General features: G+C 72.5%; 18 protein-coding genes. 2 read left to right on the top strand and 16 right to left on the bottom strand.

What is annotated here, in order from left to right; all coding sequences use genetic code 11:
- Positions 1-6: 6 nt before the first annotated feature.
- Positions 7-4557: a glutamate synthase large subunit gene (gene gltB / locus FYW99_RS18435; RefSeq protein WP_150253241.1), complete on the bottom strand. Its 4551-nt coding sequence runs from the start codon at positions 4555-4557 to the stop codon at positions 7-9.
- A 590-nt stretch (positions 4558-5147) separates the two neighbouring features.
- Here gltB and FYW99_RS18430 point away from each other — a divergent pair.
- Positions 5148-6923, top strand: a complete 1776-nt coding sequence (locus FYW99_RS18430) for a bis-aminopropyl spermidine synthase family protein (protein WP_150253240.1) — start codon at positions 5148-5150, stop codon at positions 6921-6923.
- 221 nt (positions 6924-7144) lie between these two features.
- On the opposite strand, the gene FYW99_RS18425 is transcribed toward FYW99_RS18430, so the two are convergent.
- The 14 genes from FYW99_RS18425 to hisI form a co-directional block, all read right to left on the bottom strand.
- Entirely contained in the window at positions 7145-8191 is a 1047-nt protein-coding gene (locus tag FYW99_RS18425; RefSeq protein WP_190394711.1) for a hypothetical protein, read from the bottom strand.
- A gap of 158 nt (positions 8192-8349) precedes the next feature.
- On the bottom strand, positions 8350-9591 hold the full coding sequence (locus FYW99_RS18420; protein WP_150253239.1) for a hypothetical protein: 1242 nt from the start codon (positions 9589-9591) through the stop codon (positions 8350-8352).
- A gap of 94 nt (positions 9592-9685) precedes the next feature.
- Positions 9686-10798 carry a prolipoprotein diacylglyceryl transferase gene (gene lgt, locus FYW99_RS18415; RefSeq protein WP_150253238.1) on the bottom strand — a complete coding sequence of 371 codons (1113 nt, stop codon included), beginning with the start codon at positions 10796-10798 and terminating at the stop codon, positions 9686-9688.
- A gap of 55 nt (positions 10799-10853) precedes the next feature.
- Complete coding sequence (locus tag FYW99_RS18410) at positions 10854-11834, bottom strand: DsbA family protein (protein ID WP_150253237.1); 981 nt, start codon at positions 11832-11834, stop codon at positions 10854-10856.
- 48 nt (positions 11835-11882) lie between these two features.
- Entirely contained in the window at positions 11883-12395 is a 513-nt protein-coding gene (locus FYW99_RS18405) for a MauE/DoxX family redox-associated membrane protein (RefSeq protein ID WP_150253236.1), read from the bottom strand.
- Between the two features lie 625 nt (positions 12396-13020).
- Positions 13021-13839, bottom strand: coding sequence for a tryptophan synthase subunit alpha (gene trpA / locus FYW99_RS18400; protein WP_150253235.1), 819 nt, complete (start codon positions 13837-13839; stop codon positions 13021-13023).
- Positions 13836-15053, bottom strand: a complete 1218-nt coding sequence (trpB, locus tag FYW99_RS18395; protein ID WP_150253234.1) for a tryptophan synthase subunit beta — start codon at positions 15051-15053, stop codon at positions 13836-13838. The genes trpA and trpB overlap by 4 nt, the downstream gene beginning before the upstream one ends.
- A 242-nt stretch (positions 15054-15295) precedes the next feature.
- The gene (gene trpC, locus FYW99_RS18390) at positions 15296-16102 is read right to left on the bottom strand and encodes an indole-3-glycerol phosphate synthase TrpC (protein ID WP_150253233.1); all 807 of its coding nucleotides are present in this window, start codon (positions 16100-16102) and stop codon (positions 15296-15298) included.
- Between the two features lie 222 nt (positions 16103-16324).
- Entirely contained in the window at positions 16325-16660 is a 336-nt protein-coding gene (locus FYW99_RS18385; RefSeq protein WP_150253232.1) for a CD225/dispanin family protein, read from the bottom strand.
- Positions 16661-16774: 114 nt separating this feature from the next.
- On the bottom strand, positions 16775-17284 hold the full coding sequence (locus FYW99_RS18380; RefSeq protein ID WP_150253231.1) for a DUF2752 domain-containing protein: 510 nt from the start codon (positions 17282-17284) through the stop codon (positions 16775-16777).
- A gap of 118 nt (positions 17285-17402) precedes the next feature.
- The gene (locus FYW99_RS18375) at positions 17403-17801 is read right to left on the bottom strand and encodes a CD225/dispanin family protein (protein WP_150253230.1); all 399 of its coding nucleotides are present in this window, start codon (positions 17799-17801) and stop codon (positions 17403-17405) included.
- A gap of 266 nt (positions 17802-18067) precedes the next feature.
- A complete protein-coding gene (locus FYW99_RS18370) occupies positions 18068-18400 on the bottom strand; it encodes an HGxxPAAW family protein (RefSeq protein ID WP_061083097.1) in 333 nt (110 codons plus the stop codon).
- Entirely contained in the window at positions 18400-19095 is a 696-nt protein-coding gene (locus FYW99_RS18365) for a Trp biosynthesis-associated membrane protein (protein WP_223839186.1), read from the bottom strand. Before FYW99_RS18365 ends, FYW99_RS18370 begins: the two co-directional genes overlap by 1 nt.
- A complete protein-coding gene (gene hisI, locus FYW99_RS18360; RefSeq protein ID WP_013154196.1) occupies positions 19092-19436 on the bottom strand; it encodes a phosphoribosyl-AMP cyclohydrolase in 345 nt (114 codons plus the stop codon). Before hisI ends, FYW99_RS18365 begins: the two co-directional genes overlap by 4 nt.
- A gap of 195 nt (positions 19437-19631) precedes the next feature.
- Between hisI and FYW99_RS18355 the strand changes: the two genes are divergently transcribed.
- Positions 19632-20627 (top strand): SIS domain-containing protein, encoded by a 996-nt coding sequence (locus tag FYW99_RS18355; RefSeq protein WP_150253229.1) that lies wholly within the window; start codon positions 19632-19634, stop codon positions 20625-20627.
- 3 nt (positions 20628-20630) lie between these two features.
- On the opposite strand, the gene FYW99_RS18350 is transcribed toward FYW99_RS18355, so the two are convergent.
- Complete coding sequence (locus FYW99_RS18350) at positions 20631-21014, bottom strand: hypothetical protein (RefSeq protein ID WP_223839184.1); 384 nt, start codon at positions 21012-21014, stop codon at positions 20631-20633.
- Positions 21015-21157 lie beyond the last annotated feature (143 nt).

Below are 21157 nucleotides of genomic sequence, written 5' to 3'. Positions count from 1 at the left end.
CTCGTGTCAGGACTGTGCGGAGGCCATGACGGCCTCGTTGACGTCGCGGCCCTCGCGTTCGGCCTCGGCCTGGGCGAGCAGGACGCGCTTGTAGTCGCGGGGCATGATCTTGGTGATGCGGTCGATCTCGCCGCTGGTGAGGATGCGGTCGGCGACGGCCGATCCGGTCTCGGCGCGGTGGCGGGTGAGGACGTCGGTGAGGAACGCGCGGTCCTCGTCGGTGAGGGCCTCGATCTCGACCATCTCGGTGTTGACGCGTTCGCGGTCCAGGTCCAGGACGTAGGCGACGCCTCCGGACATGCCGGCCGCGAAGTTGCGTCCGGTGCGGCCGAGGACGACGGCGTGGCCGCCGGTCATGTACTCGCAGCCGTGGTCGCCGATGCCCTCGACGACGGCGAGGGCGCCGGAGTTGCGGACGCAGAAGCGTTCGCCGACGACGCCGCGCAGGAGGATCTCTCCGGAGGTGGCGCCGTAGCCGATGACGTTGCCGGCGATGATGTGGTCCTCGGCGACCAGCTGGGAGGCGTTGTCGGGGCGGACGATGACGCGTCCGCCGGACAGGCCCTTGCCGACGTAGTCGTTGGCGTCGCCGGACAGGCGCAGGGTGATGCCCCTGGGCACGAAGGCGCCGAAGGACTGGCCCGCGGATCCGGTGAAGGAGACGTCGATGGTGTCGTCGGGGAGGCCTTCGGCGCCGTGGCGCTTGGTGACCTCGTGTCCGAGCATGGTGCCGACGGTGCGGTTGACGTTGCGTACGGGCAGTTCGAGGCGTACGGGCTGGCCGAAGTCCAGGGCGCCCTCGCTGAGCTGGATGAGGGTGTTGTCCAGGGCCTTCTCCAGGCCGTGGTCCTGGAGGCGCTGCTGGACGCGGTGGTCTCCCGCGCGGGGCTCGACCTCGTGCAGGATGGGCGACAGGTCCAGGCCCTGGGCCTTCCAGTGGGTGACGGCGTCGGCGGTGTCGAGCAGGTCGATGGAGCCGATGGCCTCGTCCAGGCTGCGGAAGCCGAGCTGGGCGAGGTACTCGCGGACCTCCTGGGCGATGAACTCGAAGAAGTTGACGACGTACTCGGCCTTGCCGGAGAAGCGCTCGCGCAGGAGCGGGTTCTGGGTGGCGACGCCGACGGGGCAGGTGTCCAGGTGGCACACGCGCATCATGACGCAGCCGGAGACGACGAGGGGCGCGGTGGCGAAGCCGTACTCCTCGGCGCCGAGCAGGGCGGCGATGACGACGTCGCGGCCGGTCTTCATCTGGCCGTCGGCCTGGACGACGATGCGGTCGCGCAGGCCGTTGAGCAGCAGGGTCTGCTGGGTCTCGGCGAGGCCGAGCTCCCAGGGGGTGCCCGCGTGCTTGAGGGAGGTCAGCGGCGAGGCGCCGGTGCCTCCGTCGTGGCCGGAGATGAGGACGACGTCGGCGTGTGCCTTGGACACGCCGGCGGCGACGGTGCCCACGCCCGCCTCGGAGACCAGTTTGACGTGGACCCGGGCGGAGGGGTTGGCGTTCTTGAGGTCGTGGATGAGTTGGGCGAGGTCCTCGATGGAGTAGATGTCGTGGTGGGGCGGCGGGGAGATGAGCCCGACGCCGGGGGTGGAGTGGCGGGTCCGGGCGACCCACGGGTAGACCTTGTGGCCGGGCAGCTGGCCGCCCTCGCCGGGCTTGGCGCCCTGGGCCATCTTGATCTGGATGTCGTCGGCGTTGCTGAGGTAGTGCGAGGTGACGCCGAAGCGGCCGGAGGCGACCTGCTTGATGGAGCTGCGCCGCAGGTCCCCGTTGGCGTCGGGGGTGAAGCGGTCGGGGTCCTCGCCGCCCTCGCCGGTGTTGGACTTGCCGCCGAGGCGGTTCATCGCGATGGCGAGGGTCTGGTGGGCCTCGGCGGAGATGGAGCCGTAGGACATGGCTCCGGTGGAGAAGCGCCGGACGATCTCCGAGACGGGTTCGACCTCGTCGACGGGCACGGGTTCGCGCACGCCGTCCTTGAAGCGCAGGAGACCGCGCAGGGTCATGAGCTTCTCGGACTGGTCGTCGATCTGGGAGGTGTACTCCTTGAAGATCTCGTACCTGCGGGTGCGGGTGGAGTGCTGGAGTTTGAAGACGGTCTCGGGGCTGAACAGGTGCGGTTCGCCCTCGCGGCGCCACTGGTACTCGCCGCCGACCTCCAGGCGCCGGTGGGCGTTGGGGTTGGCGGTGTGGGCGCGGCGGTGGCGGATGGCGACCTCCTCGGCGAGGACGTCGAAGCCGACGCCGCCCAGGCGGGAGGTGGTGCCGGTGAAGCAGCGGTCGATGACCTCGGCGCCCAGGCCCAGGGCCTCGAAGATCTGGGCTCCGGTGTAGGAGCTGACTGTGGACACGCCGATCTTGGACATGACCTTCAGGACGCCCTTGCCGAACGCCTTGACGGTGTTGCGGACGGCCTGGTCGGCGTCGACGCCGCCGATGGTGCCGTGCTCGACGAGGTCGCGGACGGTGGCCAGCGCCAGGTAGGGGTTGACCGCGGAGGCGCCGTAGCCGATGAGCAGGGCGACGTGGTGGCATTCGCGCACGTCGGCGGCCTCGATGAGGAGGCCGACCTCGGTGCGGGTCTTCTCGCGGACGAGGTGGTGGTGGACCGAGCCGGTGAGCAGCAGCGACGGGATGGGCGCGCGGCCCTCGTCGGCGCCGCGGTCGCTGAGCACGAGGATGTGGGCGCCGTCGGCGATGGCGGCGGAGACCTCGGTGTTGATCTGCTCCAGGCGGGCGGAGAGCGCGTCGCCGCCGCCGTCGACGGGGTAGGTGCCGTCGACGGTGAAGCTCTTCAGGGCCGGGTTGCCCTGTCCGGCGGCGACGATGGCGGCCAGTTCGGCCTGGTCGACGACCGGGGTGGGCAGGACGAGGCGCTGGGTGCTGCCGGGTGCGGCGTCGAGGATGTTGTGCTCGGCGCCCAGGAGGGTGGCCAGGCTGGTGACCATCTCCTCGCGGATGGCGTCCAGGGGCGGGTTGGTGACCTGGGCGAAGTTCTGCGAGAAGTAGTCGAAGAGCTGGCGGGAGCGCTCGGAGAGCGCGGCCACCGGGGTGTCGGTGCCCATGGAGCCGATGGGTTCGGCGCCGGTGCGGGCCATCGGGGTGAGGATGACGCGCAGCTCCTCCTCGGTGTAGCCGAAGACCTGCTGGGCGCGCTGGAGTTCGGTGACCGGGACGGGCGGGGCGTCGGGCAGGTCGGCCAGGCGCAGGACGCCGGTGTCGATCCACTCCTGGTAGGGGTGCTGCGCGGCGAGTTCGGCCTTGATCTCCTCGTCCTCGACGATGCGCCCCTGGGCGGTGTCGACGACGAAGATGCGGCCGGGCTGGAGGCGTCCCTTGCGCACGACGGCGGCGGGGTCGATGTCCAGGACTCCGGCCTCGCTGGCGAGGACGACGAGGCCGTCCTCGGTGACCCAGTAGCGGCCGGGGCGCAGGCCGTTGCGGTCCAGGACCGCGCCGACGACGGTGCCGTCGGTGAAGGACACCGAGGCGGGGCCGTCCCAGGGCTCCATGAGGGTGGAGTGGTACTCGTAGAAGGCCCGGACGGCCGGGTCCATCTCGGTGTGGTTCTCCCAGGGCTCGGGGATCATCATGAGCACCGCGTGCGGCAGGGAGCGTCCGCCCAGGTGGAGCAGTTCCAGGGCGTCGTCGAAGGAGGCGGTGTCGGAGTCGTCGGGGTCGACGATCGGGAAGATCCGGTCGAGGTCGCCGGGGATGAGGTCGCTGGCGAGCTTGGCCTCGCGCGCCCGCATCATGTTCCGGTTGCCCTTGACGGTGTTGATCTCGCCGTTGTGCGCGACGTAGCGGAACGGGTGGGCGAGCGGCCAGGACGGGAACGTGTTGGTGGAGAAGCGGGAGTGGACCAGGGCCAGGCCGGAGGCGTAGCGCCGGTCGGACAGGTCGGGGAAGAACGGCTCCAGCTGCGGGGTGGTGAGCATGCCCTTGTAGGCGATGGTGCGCGGGGACAGGCTCGGGAAGTAGACGTCGCTCTCGTGCTCGGCGCGCTTGCGTACGCAGTAGGCGTGGCGCTCCAGCTCGATGCCGGTGAGGCCCTCGGTGGCGGTGCCGGGGGTGCCCGTGATGAAGAGCTGCCCGAAGTAGGGCATGGCCTGGCGGGCGGCGGGGCCGCTGTACTGGGGCTCGAAGGGCAGTTCGCGCCAGCCGAGCAGGGTCAGGCCCTCCTCGGCGACGATGGCGTTGATGCGCTCCACGGCGGCGGCGCGCTCGGCGGCGTCGGCGGGCAGGAACCCGATGCCGGTGGCGTAGGCGCCGGCCTCGGGCAGGGTGAAGTCGCAGACTTCGGTGTAGAGCTCGTGCGGGATCTGGGTGAGGATGCCCGCGCCGTCGCCGTCGTCGGGGTCGGCGCCGGAGGCTCCGCGGTGGTCGAGGTTGCGGAGTACGGTGAGCGCCTTCTCGACAATGGAGTGGCTGCGACGTCCAGTGAGGTCGGCGACGAAGCCCACACCGCAGGCGTCGTGCTCGAAAGCGGGGTCGTACAGGCCCTGGGAAGTGGTCTCGGGGTTCGTTCGGACGGACGAACGCCGCACCTGGCCAGCAGGCATCTATCCTCCTGTCGTCTTGCGTCGGCTTCGTGAAAAGCGCATCCGGGACGACGTTGGCCCTGCTGCGTGCGGATGGAGTTGTGTCGCCGCGTGGTGCGGCGGTGACCGTCCTGTGGGCGCCGTGGCCGCCTCCGTCGTGCGTCCACGTCCTCGTGGTCGCCGGTGGCGGGTGGGGTCGCCCGTGACGGGCAGGTTCCCTTATACATGCCGGTCCAGCCGCGACGTTAATCGCAGGTCTAGACCATGTGGCGCCGCGGTGCGCCGGTGGCCCCCTGCCATGCCCGTGTGTGCGGGCTCGGGCACGGTCCCCTCCGGGAGGGTTCCCGGTGTGGGCTGGCCTAGCGGGTTTTTCCACGGGGGAACTCCGCTAAACCTCCCAAAGGGGCCGAAACACCGACCTCGGGGGTCGGGTACGCCACTTCGGGTATGCGGGCGCGACGCGCCGCGGCCCCACATTACCCCGCTGTTAACCCCGTTCCCAAGAGGGCGGGGGAGGGGTCGCCGAGTGATATGCCCCTCACCGGCCGGTGCCGCTGACCTGCGTGGCGGTGGACCACGCGCCGCCCCGGCGCGCGTGGGACCATCGACGCATGCACGCGACTCCTCCGGGCCCGGACGGCCCCCCTTCCGCTGCCCCCGGCCGGGTACCGGCCGCGGACGCCCGCGCCGACCGCTCCCCCGACGACCCGCCGCCCCTTCCCGAGCCCGCCTCGGAGCTGCTGCGCGGCCACGGTGTGGACGCGCCCCGGCTGCGGCGTGTGCTGGTGCTGCTCTCGGACGGGCGCGAGTGGGAGGCGAACGCGCTGGTGCGCGCCAGCGGCGTCGCGTACGCGCTGGTGTCCTCCCTGGTGGAGGCCCTGACGGAGGCCGGTGAGCTGGTGGCCGGGGACGGGCGTGGCCGGGTGCGCCTGGTGCGTCCGGAGCGTTACGCGGGCGCGGCCGGAGAGGAGCCCGCCGACCCGGTGGCCCATCTGCTCCCCCGCTACTCACGGGCGCTGGCGGAGCTGGCGCGCGCCGTGGAACAGGGGCCCGCCTCGGACCTGGACCTGGACCACGTCGCGGCGACGGCCGGGACCGCGCTGCGCCGGGCGCTGCTGCTGTCCACCCGGTTCGACCTGCGCGACCGCACGTTGCTGTGCGTGGGCGACCACGACCTGACCTCGGTGGCGCTGGCCCTGGTGTGCCCGGGCGCCCGCGCGGAGGTCGTGGACATCGACGAGCGTGTCCTGGCCCACATCGACGCCCTGGCGGCCGGCCTGGGGCTGGCGGTGCGCACGCACGCCGCGGATCTGCGCCTGGGGCTGCCGCCCGCGGTGCGCGGCGCCGCGGACGTGGTGTTCACCGATCCCCCCTACACGCCCGACGGGGTGGAGCTGTTCGTGCGGCGCGGTGTGGAGGGGATGGCCGATCCCCGCCGGGGCCGGGTGCTGGTGGCCTACGGGGCCAGTGAGACCACCCCGCGGCTGGCCGCGGCCACGCAGGCGCGGCTGGTGCGGATGGACCTGCTGGTGGAGGCGGTGTGGCCGGACTTCAACCGTTACCACGGGGCCGAGTCGATCGGCGCGGCCTCGGACCTGTACGTGCTGCGTCCGCTGGCGCGCACGCTGCCCGCGCCCTCGGGTGAGGTGGCGCGTGTGTACAGCCAGGGGGTCAACGCCAAGGAGGCCCGGGGCGGCCTGGACGCCGACCGGGCCCGCGCCGTACTGGACCGGGTGGCCGAGGAGACCGGAAGGCCCGGGGAAGCCGGGGAGGCGGGTGAGACCGGTGGTGACCGTGCGCCGACGCTGGTGGGCGCGTGGCCCGGCGAGGTCGCCGGGTCGGGGCGGGTGCGCCTGTCCACGTGGATGGAGGCGCCCGGTCAGGGCGGCGGCTGCGCGGTGGTCAATCTCACGGGCGGGTGGGACCGCTGGGCGGCGCGCGCGGCCCTGGCCGCCGCCGGGGACACCGTGTACGTGCTGGTGCCGTCCTCCGCGGCGTGCGTGCGCGACGAGGCGGGCCAGCGGGGGCTGCGCGCCCTGGTGGAACCGCGTTTCGGGGTGCGGTTCCTGCGCGGGTTCGGCGCGGACGGCCTGACGGCGGTGCGGTTGACCCGGCGCCCGGACGCGGACTCGGCGGTGGAGCGGCTGCTGGTGCACGTGCAGGAGCGGGCGCACGGCACGCTCACCGCGACCCTGCGGGCGGGGCTGGTGGAGGTGTCGGCGTGGCGGGGAGGCCCGGTCAACAAGCGCACGGCACGCCACGCGGTTGCCGCCGCGCCGGAGTGGGTGTCGGGGCACACCCTGCTGGACCTGCCCGAGCACCGCTTCGGCGAGCTGCGCGGGGTGGCCGCCGACCTGTGGGAGCGGGTCCAGGCGCCCCCGTCCTGATCCGGTGACCGACATGCCGCCCCCTTCGCCGTGATCTTGTACCTACAGGGAGTCTCGACCGTCGACATCGACTATAAGTACAAGATCATCGCAGGTCAGGGCCCACTCATCACACCGGTAACACTTCCGGCCAGCCAACGGGCTGCTGCGTGCCCGTCCCGGGAACGACGAAGGGGCCCGCGATGCCGCAGGCCCCTTCGTGCGTGTGTGTGGGGGGGAGGTCAGCCGGTGCCGGTGGTTCCGGTTCCGGGCAGCTCCGTGCCCGTACCCGTCCCCTCGGTACCGGTCACACCCTCGCCCCCGGTCCCGGTGCCCGTCCCCTCGGTCCCGATTCCGTCGGTCCCGGTTCCGTCGGTGCCCGTGCCCTCGGTCCCGGTTCCCTCGGTCCCCTCCGTCGTCCCCTCGCTGCCGCCGGTGGTGCCCTCCTGCTGCACCATGCGCCGGTAGAGCGGGTCGCGGAAGTTGGCCAGCGCCACGAGCGGCCCGGACAGGCTGACCCTGTCCTCCACCGACTCCGACTCGGTGGGCTGCACCCACACCAGGACCAGGTAGTGGCCGCTGACGACCGCGTCGCTGGCGCTGTAGCCGCTGCCCAGGCGGTCGAAGGGCTCGGCCCCGGACGGGGAGAGCACGAAGCCGGGCTCCTGGGCGCCCTCCCCCTCGGGCTCGTCGAGGGCCGCGGCGACCGCGCGACTGCCCTCGGCGTCGGCGAGGTTGAACACGGCCACGACGCCGAAGTAGGTGTCGGAGACGTAGGTGGCGCGCCCGGCCTGGGTGCAGTCGGCCTCGGCCAGGGCGGCCTTGGCGGGCTCACCCCACACCGCGGCGGCGCAGTCCTCGGCCAGGACCGAGTCGCGCAGGGCGAAGTCGATGCTCTGGCTGGAGATCTCGGCGTTGCGGTCCCCGAACAGCTCGTTCTCGTTGAGGGGGCGGCTGTCGGCCTCGCGGGTGGCGAGCACCTCGTTCATGCTGCCGGCGTCGATGATCCGGTACACGGCGGGACGGGTCTGGGGGGCGGCCTGCCCTTCGCCGCCGTCCTCCCCCGCGTTGAGGTACAGGACCACGCCGAGGGCGATCAGCGCCACGACCAGCACACCGGCCACGACGGCGATGAGGGGGCCCAGGCGCCGGGACTCCTTCTTCCTGCGCCCCCCTGCCCGTCGGCGCCCGCCCTCCCGGGAGGAGCGCCCCTCGGGCTCGGTGTCGGGCTCGCTGCTCTTCCTCCGACGCCCCGCGGGTCCGGACGCCGACGGTTCAGAAGGGGACACCCAATGGACCTTTCCTCGGATGCGGTCCGGCCCGCGCGTACGCGGGCCGGACCGGTGTGTTCGGGGGTGTGTGAGGCCGGGAATCCTCGCCGCGCCTCGTGTGACCTCGGGTCGGTCTGTCGCAGATCCTATCGGGGCCTCCGACAGGCCGGGACAGACTACTCCTCAGCCTGCTCCGCCGCCTGGTTCACGGCCACGACCTCCTCGTAGACGTAGCGCGCCGCGTTCATGGAGGCCACGCTCAGCGTCGCCATGTCGGTGTCGTCCCCGGGCGGGGTGCCGTCGGTGTCGGCCACCCAGAACACGGCCAGGTAGTGGCCCATGACCTGGGTCGTGGCCTGGCTGTAACCGTCCCGCAGGCCGGGGACCTCGTCGCCGGTCTGCGTGAGCAGGAACCCGGCGCCGCTCTCGGCGTTGGTCGGGTCCAGCTCGCGCTCGACCTCGGCCGCGGCTTCGGCGTTGGCCAGGTCGAACAGGGTGAACTGGGCCACGTGCTGCTCGTCCCCGTCGGTGTACACACCGGAGGCGGCCTGGACGCAGTTGGCGTCGATCAGGCTCTGGCCGAGTTCCTCACCCCACACCAGCGAGGTGCAGGAGTCGGTGATGGCGCCCTGGCGCAGCTCCAGGTTCATGTCGTCCAGGCCGATCTCGCGGACCGGGTCGAACACGCTCTCCTCGGTCATCGGTTCGATGCCCTCGGGGCGCTCGTTGATGGCGCCGAAGACGTCCTCGCGGTTGGGCTCGGACAGGTACAGCTCCGGGGTGAGGGTGCTGTGCCCGTCCGGCGGGGTCACGACCGTGTCGTCCCCGCCCGCGACGGCGCCGCCGCTCCCGGCGAAGAGCTGGTAGGAAAGCAGGCCGAGGAGGGCGATCAGCGCGACGCTGAACGCTCCGAGCAGGACGCCGAGCATGGCGGTGCCGCGCTTGCGCTTGCTCTGCTCGGCGAGGGTGTACACGATCTGGTTGGGCCGGTCGCCCAGGACCGAGACGCGCTTGATCGCGGCGGCGGAGAAGGCCGAGACCTTGTTCACTCCCGTGGCTCCGGCCCGCCTGCCTCCGGCGGCCCGGTTGCCCGGGGCCCTGCGGCGGGAGGGGCCGCGGCCCCCGCGCCCCTTCCTGCGGCGCGAGGCACGGCCGCCTCCGGCCTCCTCGGCGCCGTCCGCGTCGATGCCGTCGGCGTCGTCGTCCTCGTCGTAGGAGCCCTCGTCGTAGGGCCCGTCGTCGTAGCCGTCGTGGCCGCCGTCGTCGGCGGGGCGGGTGTGGCCGTACTCCGCGGAGAAGTCCTCCTCGGGGTCGTACCCCTCCTGGTCCTGGTCCAGGTCCTGGATCTGGTCGTCGGCGCGGTCCTCGGTGTGGGCGCGTCGGCCTCTGCGGCCGTGCCCGGACTCAGCTCTGCTCACGGTCTTTCTCAATCGTCAACCCGTGGTCTGCTCGAAAGGTACAGGGGCCCAGATGCGTGTCCGGACACGGCCGGTCCACGTGGCTTCCCTGTGTCTACTCGGGCTTCGTCCCGGGTTCGGTTCCCGTGTCCCCGGCGTCCCTGTCGGTCGAGCCCTCGCTACTAGATCGTTCAGGGCTCGGGTGGTATTCCGTCCCCGCCTCCTGTGAGCTGGAGCTTTGCGAACCGACACGCGATTCCTCGCTGTCCAGGGCGCTGTAGACGGTGCTGTCGTCGCGCGTCTCACCCTCGGTTGTGGGCCCGAACACCTGGGTTCCGGCGTCGTGGCCGTGGGGGACGACGGCGCTGGAGAAGGAGTCGATGCGCCGTCCCGCCCACACGAAGTAGGCCAGGGCGGCGAGGAGGACCAGGAGGGAGGTCCAGTTGTTCAGGCGCAGGCCCAGGAAGTCGTTGGCGGGGTCCACGCGCAGGTACTCGATCCAGAACCGGCCGACGCAGTAGCCCATGACGTAGAGGGCGAAGAGGCGTCCGCCCTGGAGGGAGCGCTCGTAGCGGCGGCCCGCCCAGGCCAGCAGGACGGCGAGGCCCAGGCACCACAGGGACTCGTAGAGGAAGGTGGGGTGGTAGGTGCTCACGCCCAGTTCCATGCCCGGGCGCAGGGCGCCGTTGGGGTAGGGGGTGATCTCCACGGCCCAGGGCAGGTCGGTGGGCCTGCCGAACAGCTCCTGGTTGAAGTAGTTGCCCCAGCGGCCCAGGGCCTGGGCCAGGGGGATGGTGGGGGCGATGGCGAAGGAGAGCTTGGACATGGACAGGCCGCGTTTGCGGGCCACCAGCCACACGCCGAGGGCTCCCATGGGGATGGCTCCCCAGATGCCGAGTCCGCCCTCCCAGATGTACAGGGCGCGGATGGGCTCGCGGCCCTCGGCGAAGTACAGCTGTGCGTCGCTGATGACGTGGTAGAGGCGTCCGCCGATCAGGCCCAGGATCACGGCCCACACGGCCATGTCCATGATGGTGCCCTTCTCACCGCCCATGGCGGCCCAGCGCCGCTCGCTCCACAGCACCGCGACGATGACTCCGGCGAGGATGCACAGGGCGTAGAAGTGGATCTGCAGCGGCCCGATGGGGATGGAGTTGACCTGCGGGCTGGGGAAGGCCGCGAGGGCCCGGCCGAACTCGACCGCGCCCTCCGTGGCTGTCGACGACAATGTCACTGGTCTGCTCTCGGGTTCGCCCCGCGTGCGGGGGTGTCTTAGGGGATGGCTACTCCGCGCCACCCCCGTCGCCTGTGGGTTGGGTGTCGACCTCACCGGGCTCCGCTGAGGCGATCGCCTCGTTGAGGCCCCGGGCGGTCATGGCGGTGTCGTTGTCGAGCAACTCACCGTTGATGTAGACGGAGGGCGTTCCGCGGAAGGCGTTGTCTCCGCTGTAGCGAGTGTAGGCGTTCCCGGTGGCTTCGATGATCTGGCCCGTGTACGTCCCCTCCAGGAACGAGGGGTCGTGGCCGTGCTCGGCACCCCAGGCCAGCAGGTCGGACAGCACCATGGTGGCGAGGGTCTCCTCGCCGATCTGCGCCATGGCGTCCTCGGTCAGGGCGGGCAGGAACTCCTCGGTGAAACGGGAGACCACGGCGGCCTCGTCCTCCACCCGCTGGTCGAACCGCTCCTGCTGTTCGGGGGTGGGGTCGGTCTCGGCGAACCACTCCTTGAGCTGGTCGACGGTGAAGCCCTCGGTGCGCTCGGTGGGCTGGTTCTCGAAGAGGATGTCGTTGTAGCGCACGAACCGGTCGTGTTCGGCGGCGGCGCGGGCGGCGGCCCCGGCGCGCAGCGAGTTGCTGCTCAGGGGCACCGGCTGCTGGGCGAAGATGCTGACCGGCCGGTAGTGGACGATGGCCTCGCCCTGGGCGGCGTTCTCCTTGAGGACTCCGCCGTTGAGGAGTTCGAACTGGCGGCAGGCGGGGCACTGGTAGTCGGCGTAGACCTCGACGACGGGGGCCGAGGCGCCCTCCTGGGCCATGACGACGCTGCCGTCCTGCTGGAGGGTGGTCGGCGCCAGGGCCCCCTCGTACTCGCCGCTGCGGCGGTCGGCGTTGAGGGCGACGTAGCCGATGCCGACGATGAGGAGCACCACCGCGGCGGCGACGCCCACCACGATGAGGGTCCTGTTGCGCTTGGCCCTGCGCTTGTCCTTCTCCCTCTGCTCCTTGAGTTTCTCGCGGGAGCGCCTGCGCGCTTCACTGCCCATGTCTTCCCCTGTTCCTCACTACTGCTGGATACGGTCGGCCGTCCGGGGTCACCGGAAGAGGCCGAGGGCGCGGTCGACGGCGAAGGGCGAACGCGGCCAGACCGCGACGAAGGCGCCCATCGCGGCGAAGGCGATGTCGCGGGCGATGGAGAGCCCGTAGGTGGTCTCCTCCGGGTCGACCTGTCCGCCGCCGCCGAAGCAGCCGCAGTCGATGCTCAGTCCCCGGGCCATGGCGGAGAGGATCCCGGCGATGAAGACGACCATGAGCAGCGCGCTGACGGCGCCGACGTAGCGGGTGGCGAGTCCGACCAGGAGGAGGGCGGCCAGGGCGAGTTCGAACAGGGGGAGGGTGTAGCCGATGAACCGCGCGACCTCGGCGGGGAAGAGGTCGTAGGCCTCGACCGCCTGGACGGACAGGGCCGGGGGGAACTTGGAGACGGCGGCGAAGACCAGGACGGCGGCCAGTCCGACGCGGCAGGCGAGGCTGAGCCAGGGCTGGACGGCCTCCCAGCGCGATCGGGGCGCGGGGGCGGAGGCGGGGTTCTCGTTGGGTGTGTCCATCACTGCGGCCTTCGGGGAGAGAGCGGGCGGGTCATCTGGTGTGCGGGGCGGGTGTCCCCGCCTGCGGGCGGGAGGGTGAGCCCCTGCCTCCTTCCGTTCGGTGCGGCCGTGGCGCCCGCCGGAGCGGACGCGGGTTCCTCCATGGAGTCGTCGCCGGGCCGTGCGGGGTTCCCGGGATGTGGAGATGTGGTCACCGCCACCGCGCGCCACCACCCGCCTCGTGCGCGTCCGGTACGGACACGGCCCGGGGGGCCGGAGGGGCGGGTGGGTGTCGGGAAAGGGGCCCCGCGACCACGGTGCGTGGGCGTGTCGTCGCCCTTCGCGTCGGGTCAGATCCTACTGCCTGTGTTGAGTGCGTGACGCTGGGTCCGGGATTTCGGGCGCAGTGACCGGCGCCCCTCGGAACGGAGGGCGCCCCGCCTCCTTCACGGGTGCCTGCTCAGAGGGGCGCCACGAGGTTTTCCCGGGGCTCTCCCACCCGGTTCTCACCTGCTTGACCGCTGCCCTGCCCGGAACGGCGGCGGGGGTCCCTTGGGGGCGGGGGGCCGCACGACGAAGGCGGGGGCCGTCCCGTGGACGGCCCCCGCCGGTGTTCACGCGCCCCGCTGGCAGCGGGGCCTTCGGGTCAGGTGCGGCCCGAGCGCACCCCCTGCGCCAGTTCCTGGGCGAAGGAGCGGACCGCGACGAGTCCGGTCTCCAGGTCCGGCGCGTCCAGGACCCGCTGGCAGAACCCGGCGCCGACGATCACGCCGTCGGCGTAGGCGGCCACCTCGGCGGCCTGGGCGCCGGTGGAGATGCCCAGGCCCACGCAGACCGGCAGGCCGGAGTCGCGGGTCGCCTCGCGGGTGCGCCGCACCAGCGCGGCTGCGGTGTCGGCGACCTGGGTGCGGGTGCCGGTCACGCCCATGAGCGAGGCGGCGTACACGAAGCCGGTGCACTCCCGCGTGGTCAGGGCCAGGCGCCGGTCGGTGGAGGAGGGCGCGACCAGGAACACCCGGTCCAGGCCGCAGGCGTCGGAGGCGGCCACCCACTCCTCGGACTCCTCGGGAATGAGGTCGGGGGTGATCACTCCGGCCCCGCCCGCCTTGGCCAGGCCCGCGGCGAAGCGCTCGACCCCGTAGCGCTCGATGGGGTTCCAGTAGGACATCACCACGGCGGCGGCGCCGGTGGCGGCGGTGGCCTCGACCACGCGGAACACGTCGTCGGTGGTGGTGCCCGCGGCCAGGGCCCGGTCGGCGGCCCGCTGGATGGTGGGGCCGTCCATCATGGGGTCGGAGTAGGGCAGGCCGACCTCGATGACGTCGCAGCCCCCCTCGACCATGGCCTGGATGACCCGGACGGAGGACTCCACGTCGGGGAACCCCGCGGGCAGGTAGCCGATCAGGGCGGCGCGTCCGGCCTCGCGGGCCTCGGCGAGCTTGGTCTGTAGTGCGGTGGCGCTCACGCCTGTCCCTCCGGGTCAACGAGGCCGAAGTAGGCGGCCGCGGTGTCAACGTCCTTGTCGCCGCGCCCGGAGAGGTTCACCAGGATGACGGCGTCGGGGCCGAGGCGCTCGCCGAGCTTGCGGGCGCCGGCCAGGGCGTGCGCGCTCTCGATGGCCGGGATGATGCCCTCGGTGCGGCACAGCAGCCGGAAGGCCTCCATGGCCTCGGCGTCGGTGATCGGTTCGTAGTTGGCGCGGCCGGTGTCGGCGAGGTAGGCGTGCTCGGGGCCCACCGCCGGGTAGTCGAGTCCGGCGGAGATGGAGTGGCTGGGCAGGGTCTGGCCGTACTCGTCCTGGAGTACGAAGGTGCGCGCCCCGTGGAAGACGCCGGGGCTGCCCGCGGTGATGGAGGCGGCGGTGCGGGTGGTCTGCGCGCCCTCTCCCCCGGCCTCGAAGCCGTACAGGGCGACCTCCTCGTCGGGGATGAAGGCCGCGAAGACCGCCATGGCGTTGGAGCCGCCGCCCACGCACGCGGCGACCGCGTCGGGGAGCCTGCCGACGCGCTCCAGGACCTGTTCGCGGGCCTCCTGGCCGACGACGAAGTGCAGGTCGCGCACGAGCTTGGGGAAGGGGTGCGGACCGGCGACGGTGCCGAACAGGTAGTGGGTGCGGTCGACGTTGGCGACCCAGTCACGGAAGGCCTCGTTGATGGCGTCCTTGAGGGTGCGGCTGCCGATGGTGACGGGGACGACCTCGGCGCCGAGCATGCGCATGCGGGCGACGTTGAGCGCCTGGCGGCGGGTGTCCTCCTCGCCCATGTAGATCACGCACTCCAGGCCGAGCAGGGCGCAGGCGGTGGCGGTGGCCACGCCGTGCTGTCCGGCGCCGGTCTCGGCGATGACGCGGGTCTTGCCCATCCGCTTGGTGAGCAGGGCCTGGCCGAGGACGTTGTTGATCTTGTGCGATCCGGTGTGGTTGAGGTCCTCGCGCTTGAGCAGGACGCGCGCGCCGCCGCAGTGCTCGGAGAAGTTGCGGGCCTCGCTCAGGGCGCTGGGGCGCCCGGTGTAGTCCTTGAGCAGTTCGGCGAGTTCGGCCTGGTACCGGGGGTCCTGTTTGGCCTTCTCCCACTCCGCGGCCACCTCGTCGAGGGCGGCGATGAGGGCTTCGGGCGCGAAGCGGCCGCCGAAGCGGCCGTAGTGCCCGCGCTGGTCGGGCAGGGGTTGGTCGTGACTCATGGCACGCTCTCCTGGGAAGGGCCGACCGCGGGGCTCCCCCGGCCTCGCGCCGCGGGGTCCGCGCGCCGACCGGCTGTGCGCCGCCCGGCTCCGGCGGCGCGTTCTGACTGTGGGTCAACGCGGCGGCGGGAACCCGCGGCTCACTGGCGCGGGTTCCCTAGAGCCATCGCCATCTGCGGACGGGGCGTGTCGTCGCCGTGTCCGCCGGTGCCTGCGTCGACCCTCTCACGGGCTGTGGCCCCCTAGTTCCGGTCCCGCAGGGCGGGGTGGGCCCCGGCGGTGACCAGGTCGGCGACGGCCTCGCGCGGGTTGCGGCCGCGGACGAGGCTCTCTCCGACGAGGACGGCTCCGGCTCCGGCCCCGGCGTAGGCCAGCAGGTCGTGCGGGCCGCGGACACCGGACTCGGCGATCTTGACGACGTCGGAGGGGATGAGGGGGGCGAGCCGGGAGAAGGTGTCCCGGTCCACCTCCAGGGTCTTGAGGTTGCGGGCGTTGACGCCGACGACGGTGGCGCCGGCGTCGAGTGCGCGCGAGACCTCCTCCTCGTCGTGAACCTCCACCAGCGGCATCAGGCCGAGCGAGCGGGCCCTCTCCACCAGGGAGACCAGGGCCTCCTGGGGCAGGGCCGCGACGATGAGCAGCACGGCGGAGGCCCCGAAGACGCGGGCCTCCCACAGCTGGTAGGAGCTGACCACGAAGTCCTTGCGCAGCAGCGGGGTGTCGACCGCCTTGTGGACGGTCTGGAGGTCGGCGAGGCTGCCCTTGAAGCGGCGCTGCTCGGTGAGGACGCTGATCAGGGCGGCGCCGCCGGCCTCGTAGTCGCGGGCCAGGGACGCGGGGTCGGTGATGGCCGCGAGGGGCCCCTTGGAGGGGCTGGCCCGCTTGACCTCGGCGATGACGTGCACGCCCGGGCGGCGCAGGGCGGCTTCGGCGTCCTTGGGGGTGGGCACCGACCCGGCCTGGGCCTTGAGGCGGTCAAGGGGCAGGGCCTCCTGCCGCTGCGCCAGGTCAGCGCGTACTCCGTCGAGGATCTCGTCGAGCACGCTCACCAGTTACTGCTCCCTCGTGAAAGTGGGCCGGCACGGTGGCCCGTGGTGCGGGCTCCTCGCGCGGCGGGATCGGACACCGCCGCACCGTGTTGCTGGTCATCGTATCCACCCGCGGGGACCGCGGGGCCGCCGACCCCGTGGGAGGCCACCACGGTGGCGGCGCTGGGAGCCGGAAAGGGGGACTCGCGCACCGGTGTGTCGGTGCGGCGCGCCGACCGGCGGTCACATGGTCGCCAGTACCGCGAACATGAACAGGAAGTACACGAGCACGAACAGGAGGTAGAGAACCACGGGGACGAAGCAGACCAGACCGATGATGCCCAGGATCTTGGCCGTGTCGGAGGCGGACTGGGCTCCCGCGTAGTCGCCCATCTCCCACTTGCTGTTGACCTGGAGGGCGAAGACCAGACCGATGATGCCGATCACCGGGATGCAGCTGACGATGCCCAGGATGTTGAACACCAGGTAGTTCCTGGGGGGTCCGCCGGGGGGCGGGACGTGGTAGCCGTAGCCGCTGGGAGGGCCGTAACCGCCGTTGGGCGGGGGGCCGTAGTGCATGGGGGGACTCTCCAGAATTCGTGGGGCGTGTGGTCGCGGTTTCGCGGATCCGCTCGTTGGCCCGGATCGCGGGGAAACCCGTTCCGGTTCCGTGTCACCATCCGGGGATCCGTGTCACCATCCGGGGAACAGCGGGATCCCGGGGGCGAGGAAGGAGAACCAGGGCAGGTTCCGGGCCACCCAGTACACGAGGATGAGGACGAGCAGGCCCCAGATGAACCATGTGGGCGTGAGCTGGCGCGGTCCGCGGCGGAAGCCGAGCGCGTCGGCGAACCAGCGCGCGTAGGACAGCAGCAGGTAGGGGGCCAGGACGAACAGCAGGGGGTTCATGCTGATGGCGCCGAGGATGTCCAGGTTGGTGGTGAGCGCGACCGCGCGCATGGTCCCGCAGCCGGGGCAGAAGGTTCCGGTGAGCAGGAGCCAGGGGCATGTGGGGTAGTTGCCGGGCTCGTTGGGGTCCAGGACATGGAGGAGGAGGGCGCCGGCCAGGCCCGTCGCGCCCAGGGAGACCGGCCAGACAACCGGGTGCACGCGCTCGACGAGGTTCTGGAGGCGGCTGGGGCGGGGCTCGGACGACGAGGCCGCCGGAGCGGGGCCGGTGCCGGGGTTCTCGTGGAGGTGCACGGGGTCAGCCTACCCATCGCGGGGTGTCGCCGGGAAAAAGGCGGCTCCGCCCTCGTGACAGTGCGAGGGCGGAGCAGGGGATGTGCGCGGCGGGCCCCGACGTGGCGGTGCCCCGCTGCTAGTAGGTGTAGGTGGTGTCGTAGGTGGCCGCACTACCGACCGCGACCACCATGAGGATGATGTAGAGGATCGTGCCGATCACGCTGATGATGAACAGCACCAGGCCGATGATGCCCAGGATCTTCGCGGTGTTCGCCGAGGACTCGGCGCCGGCGTAGTCGCCGGCGGACCACTTGCTGTTGACCTGGATGGCGAAGACCAGGCCGATGATCCCGATCAGCGGGATGCAGCTGATGATCCCCAGGATGTTGTGGATCAGGTAGTTCTTCGGTGCCTGGCCCGAGGGGGGCTGGGCGCCGTAGCCGCCGGAGGGCGGGCCGTAGCCGCCCCCGGGGGGACCGTAGCCGCCGCCGGGAGGCGGGCCGGGGTTGCCGGGGGGAGGGGGACCGTAACTCATGCTCGGTACAACTTTCCGGAAGAGGACAAGGGATTTGCGCGGCGCACGGAGGAGCACTCCGGTCCAACACGGGGCAGGGTTGGATCACCAGGTCGCGTACACCGCGGGCAGAAAGGAATGATGCCAGATCGGTGGGACTCCCACCGAACCGAACCAACGCGGCAGTCGTGGCCGGTGGGCCGAATCTACCCGCCCCGTGGGACCTTCGTCCATATTTCCGTTACTCACTCGTTGTGAGCTGCTGCTCTCCCGATGTCCCGTGTCCCTCAGACCTTGGTCGCGTCGGGGTCCAGCGCGGGGCCGGGCTGCGCGGCGGCGGGCTCGGGCTGCGCGGCGCCGGACTTGCGGCCGGCCTCCCACTCCTCGCGCGTGGGCGGGACGGGGCGGGGCTCCTTGCGGCCGTAGCCGGCCTTCTTCATGACACCGGCGATCGCGGCGAGCACGACGCTGGCGACGAGGGCGACGGCGGTCCACAGCAGCAGGTCGCCGCCGAGGAAGACGATGGCGAAGGCCGCCACGGACCACGCCACGATCCAGGACACGGTGAGGAACCAGGCGGACAGGGTGTTGCCGTGGTCGTCGTGGTGCTCGTCGGCCATCAGGTGTTCTCCTTAGGTTCGGCTGGGCGTGCTGCCAGCGGTGCGTGTGCGGCGCCGCCGGAGTCCGCGGGCGTGGCGCCTCCGGGCTCAGCGTCGAGTGTGGGGTCGTCACCGGCGTCCAGCGACCTCCACAGGTCGGAGGGCGTCTCGGACCGGGTCGCGCGCGGTGCGGCGTCCCGATCGTACCGGGTGCCCATACCCGGCCAGGCAGGGGCTCGCAGGACCGCGACCAGCCCCGCCGCGACCAGGAGCACGGCTCCGGCCACGGCCATGGCGGGCCCCAGGGCCAGCAGTCGGGGGTCGGCGGCCACCTGGGCGGCCCCGGCGGTGTCGGTGGTGTTGTCGGCCACCGCGTCCAGGAGCGCGCTGGGGCGGGTGGCGCCCCAGACGGCGTTGAGGGCGGCCGCTCCGCCCAGGGCGACGAGGAGGCCGACCGCGCGGCGGGCCCAGCCCCGGGTGGCGTACAGGCCCGCGATCCCGGCCAGCCCGGCCCAGCCGATGCCGCTCAGGGCACCGGTGAGGTCGGTTCCGGTGAGTTCCACGGAGACGGGGGCGACCGGCCCCGGCGCGGTGAGCTCGCCGGTCGCCCACTGGCGTCCGGCGGCGGCGAGCAGCAGCCCGGCCCCGGCGGCCAGGGCGAGCATGGCCAGGCCGTACTCCCGGCGCGCGCGGGGCGGGAGGGCGGACGAACTCACAGGAGTCTCCCTGCGTCGAAGCAGGTGTGGTCGCCGGTGTGGCAGGCGGCGCCCTCCTGGTCGACGCGGACCAGCAGGGTGTCCCCGTCGCAGTCGAGTGCGACCGACACCACACGCTGGGTGTGTCCGGAGGTGGCGCCCTTGACCCAGTACTCGCCGCGGCTGCGCGACCAGTAGGTGGCGGAGCCGGTGGTGAGGGTGCGGTGCAGGGCCTCGTCGTCCATCCAGGCGAGCATGAGTACCTCCCCGGTGTCGTGCTGCTGCACGACGGCGGGGACGAGGCCGTCCGGGTTCCGCTTGAGGCGGGCGGCGATGTCCGGGTCGAGGCTGGTGACGCTCATGCACTCCAGATTATGGCCGCCGCCGGAGCGCCCCGCACCGGGTGTCCCCTGTCGTCGGGGCGGCGCGGAGCGGCACGGGGTTGGCGCGGCTCGGGGCGGAGGGCCGGGGGACGGTGGGTGCCGGGAGGCGGGGGTCCCGGATGTCCTAGAGTTCGTGCGTCGTCCTTCGCCCTGCCTTCGTACCCTGGGGGTTTCGTGACCGCCGAGTCCCTGTCCCGCGACCTCGCGGGCAAGCCCGAGGCGCTGATCCGGCTCGCCGACCGCTTCCCGCGGTGGGATCCCTACGCCGCGCTGCCCGCGCTGCTCGACGACGAGCCCGCGGCGGTGCGCTTCCTGGGTCTGGGCGCGGCGCGGCACGCGTGCGAGGTGGCGGCGGCGCGGCTGCGCCGGTCGGGGATCGCGGCGAGCGCGGACTTCTCCTCGTCGGCGGAGGAGCCGCCCGCGGGGCCCGAGACGCTCGTGGTCGCGGTGAGCCTGGGCGGCGGGCAGCGTGAGCTGTACACGGCGCTGGACCGCTACGTGGCGCGGTCGCCGGTGATCGTGCTGGCCCCGTCGGTGGACTCGGTGGTGGGGCGCCAGGCGGACCTGCTGGTACCGCTGCACGCGGGTGAGGAGGCGAGCGGTGTGGGCTGTCGCGCCTACCAGCACGCGCTGGCCCTGCTCCTGCTGCTGGGGCACCGCCTGGGCGCGCCCCGGTCGGGCAACAGCCAGACCCTGCCGGGGCTGCTGCGCCGCGCGGCGAACGCGACGGCGTCGCTTCTGGAGAGCGCGCCGGGGTGGGTGCCGGAGGCCGCCCGCACCCTGGAGTCGCCGCACGGTGTGCACATGGTCGCTCCGGCCGAGCGCATGGCGTCGGCCTGGCAGGGGGTGCGGGTGCTGCGCCAGGGGCCGGTGCGGGTGGCGCACGCGTGTGAGACCGGGGAGTGGTCGCACACCGACCGCCACCTGGCGGCGGTGACGGACTACCGGGCGCTGCTGTTCGCGGGTTCGGCCTACGACGAGCGCTTCGCCCAGCACCTGGGGCAGCTGCGTGGGTCGTTCGTGGCGGTGGGTCCCACCCCCGGCCAGGAGCGGATGCCGGAGGCGGAGCTGACCGTGCGCTACCCGGGCGACACCGACCAGGACGTGAGCCTGCTGGTGGAGCCGCTGGTGGCGGAGCTGCTGGCGGCGCACTGGTGGCGCGGCCGGTAGAGGTCAGCGCGGGCGCAGGAAGCTCCGGACGTCGTCACGGCCGTCGAGGGCCCGAGCGTCCACGTCCGCGGGGTCCGCCTCGGCACGCGCCGCCAGCGACTCCGCCAGCGCGCGGGCCTCGTCGCTGAGGCGTCCGAAGCGTCGGGCGACGTGGCCCAGGCACAGGCACGCCAACCCGAGCAGCGGACTACCCGGCGCGGCCCGTGTCCCGACCCGCACGCACCAGTGCTCGACGAACTCCCCGTCGGCGTCGTTCAACGCGCTTCCGACCAGGGCGCTCGCCGCCTCCCCCTCCTGCGAGCGGTCGCGCAGAGCACGCTCCACCGTCTCGGCCACCGCCCCGTGCGGCAGCGCGGGAGGGTTGACGAAGTCCGGCCGGGAGTACACACCCCGACACTACGCGCCCCGCACCGAACGCACGGGGCCCGCGGGAGCTGGACGTCCACAGGCCCGGGCCGGGTGTTGCCCCAGCTCAAGTGGCACGGGGAGAATGGATTCGGGGGGCCGCCCCCGCCACGGGAGGAACGCGG

It is taken from the genome of Nocardiopsis deserti (assembly GCF_008638355.1).
Lineage (GTDB): Bacteria > Actinomycetota > Actinomycetes > Streptosporangiales > Streptosporangiaceae > Nocardiopsis > Nocardiopsis alborubida.
This window is presented reverse-complemented; position numbering and strand designations above follow the sequence as displayed.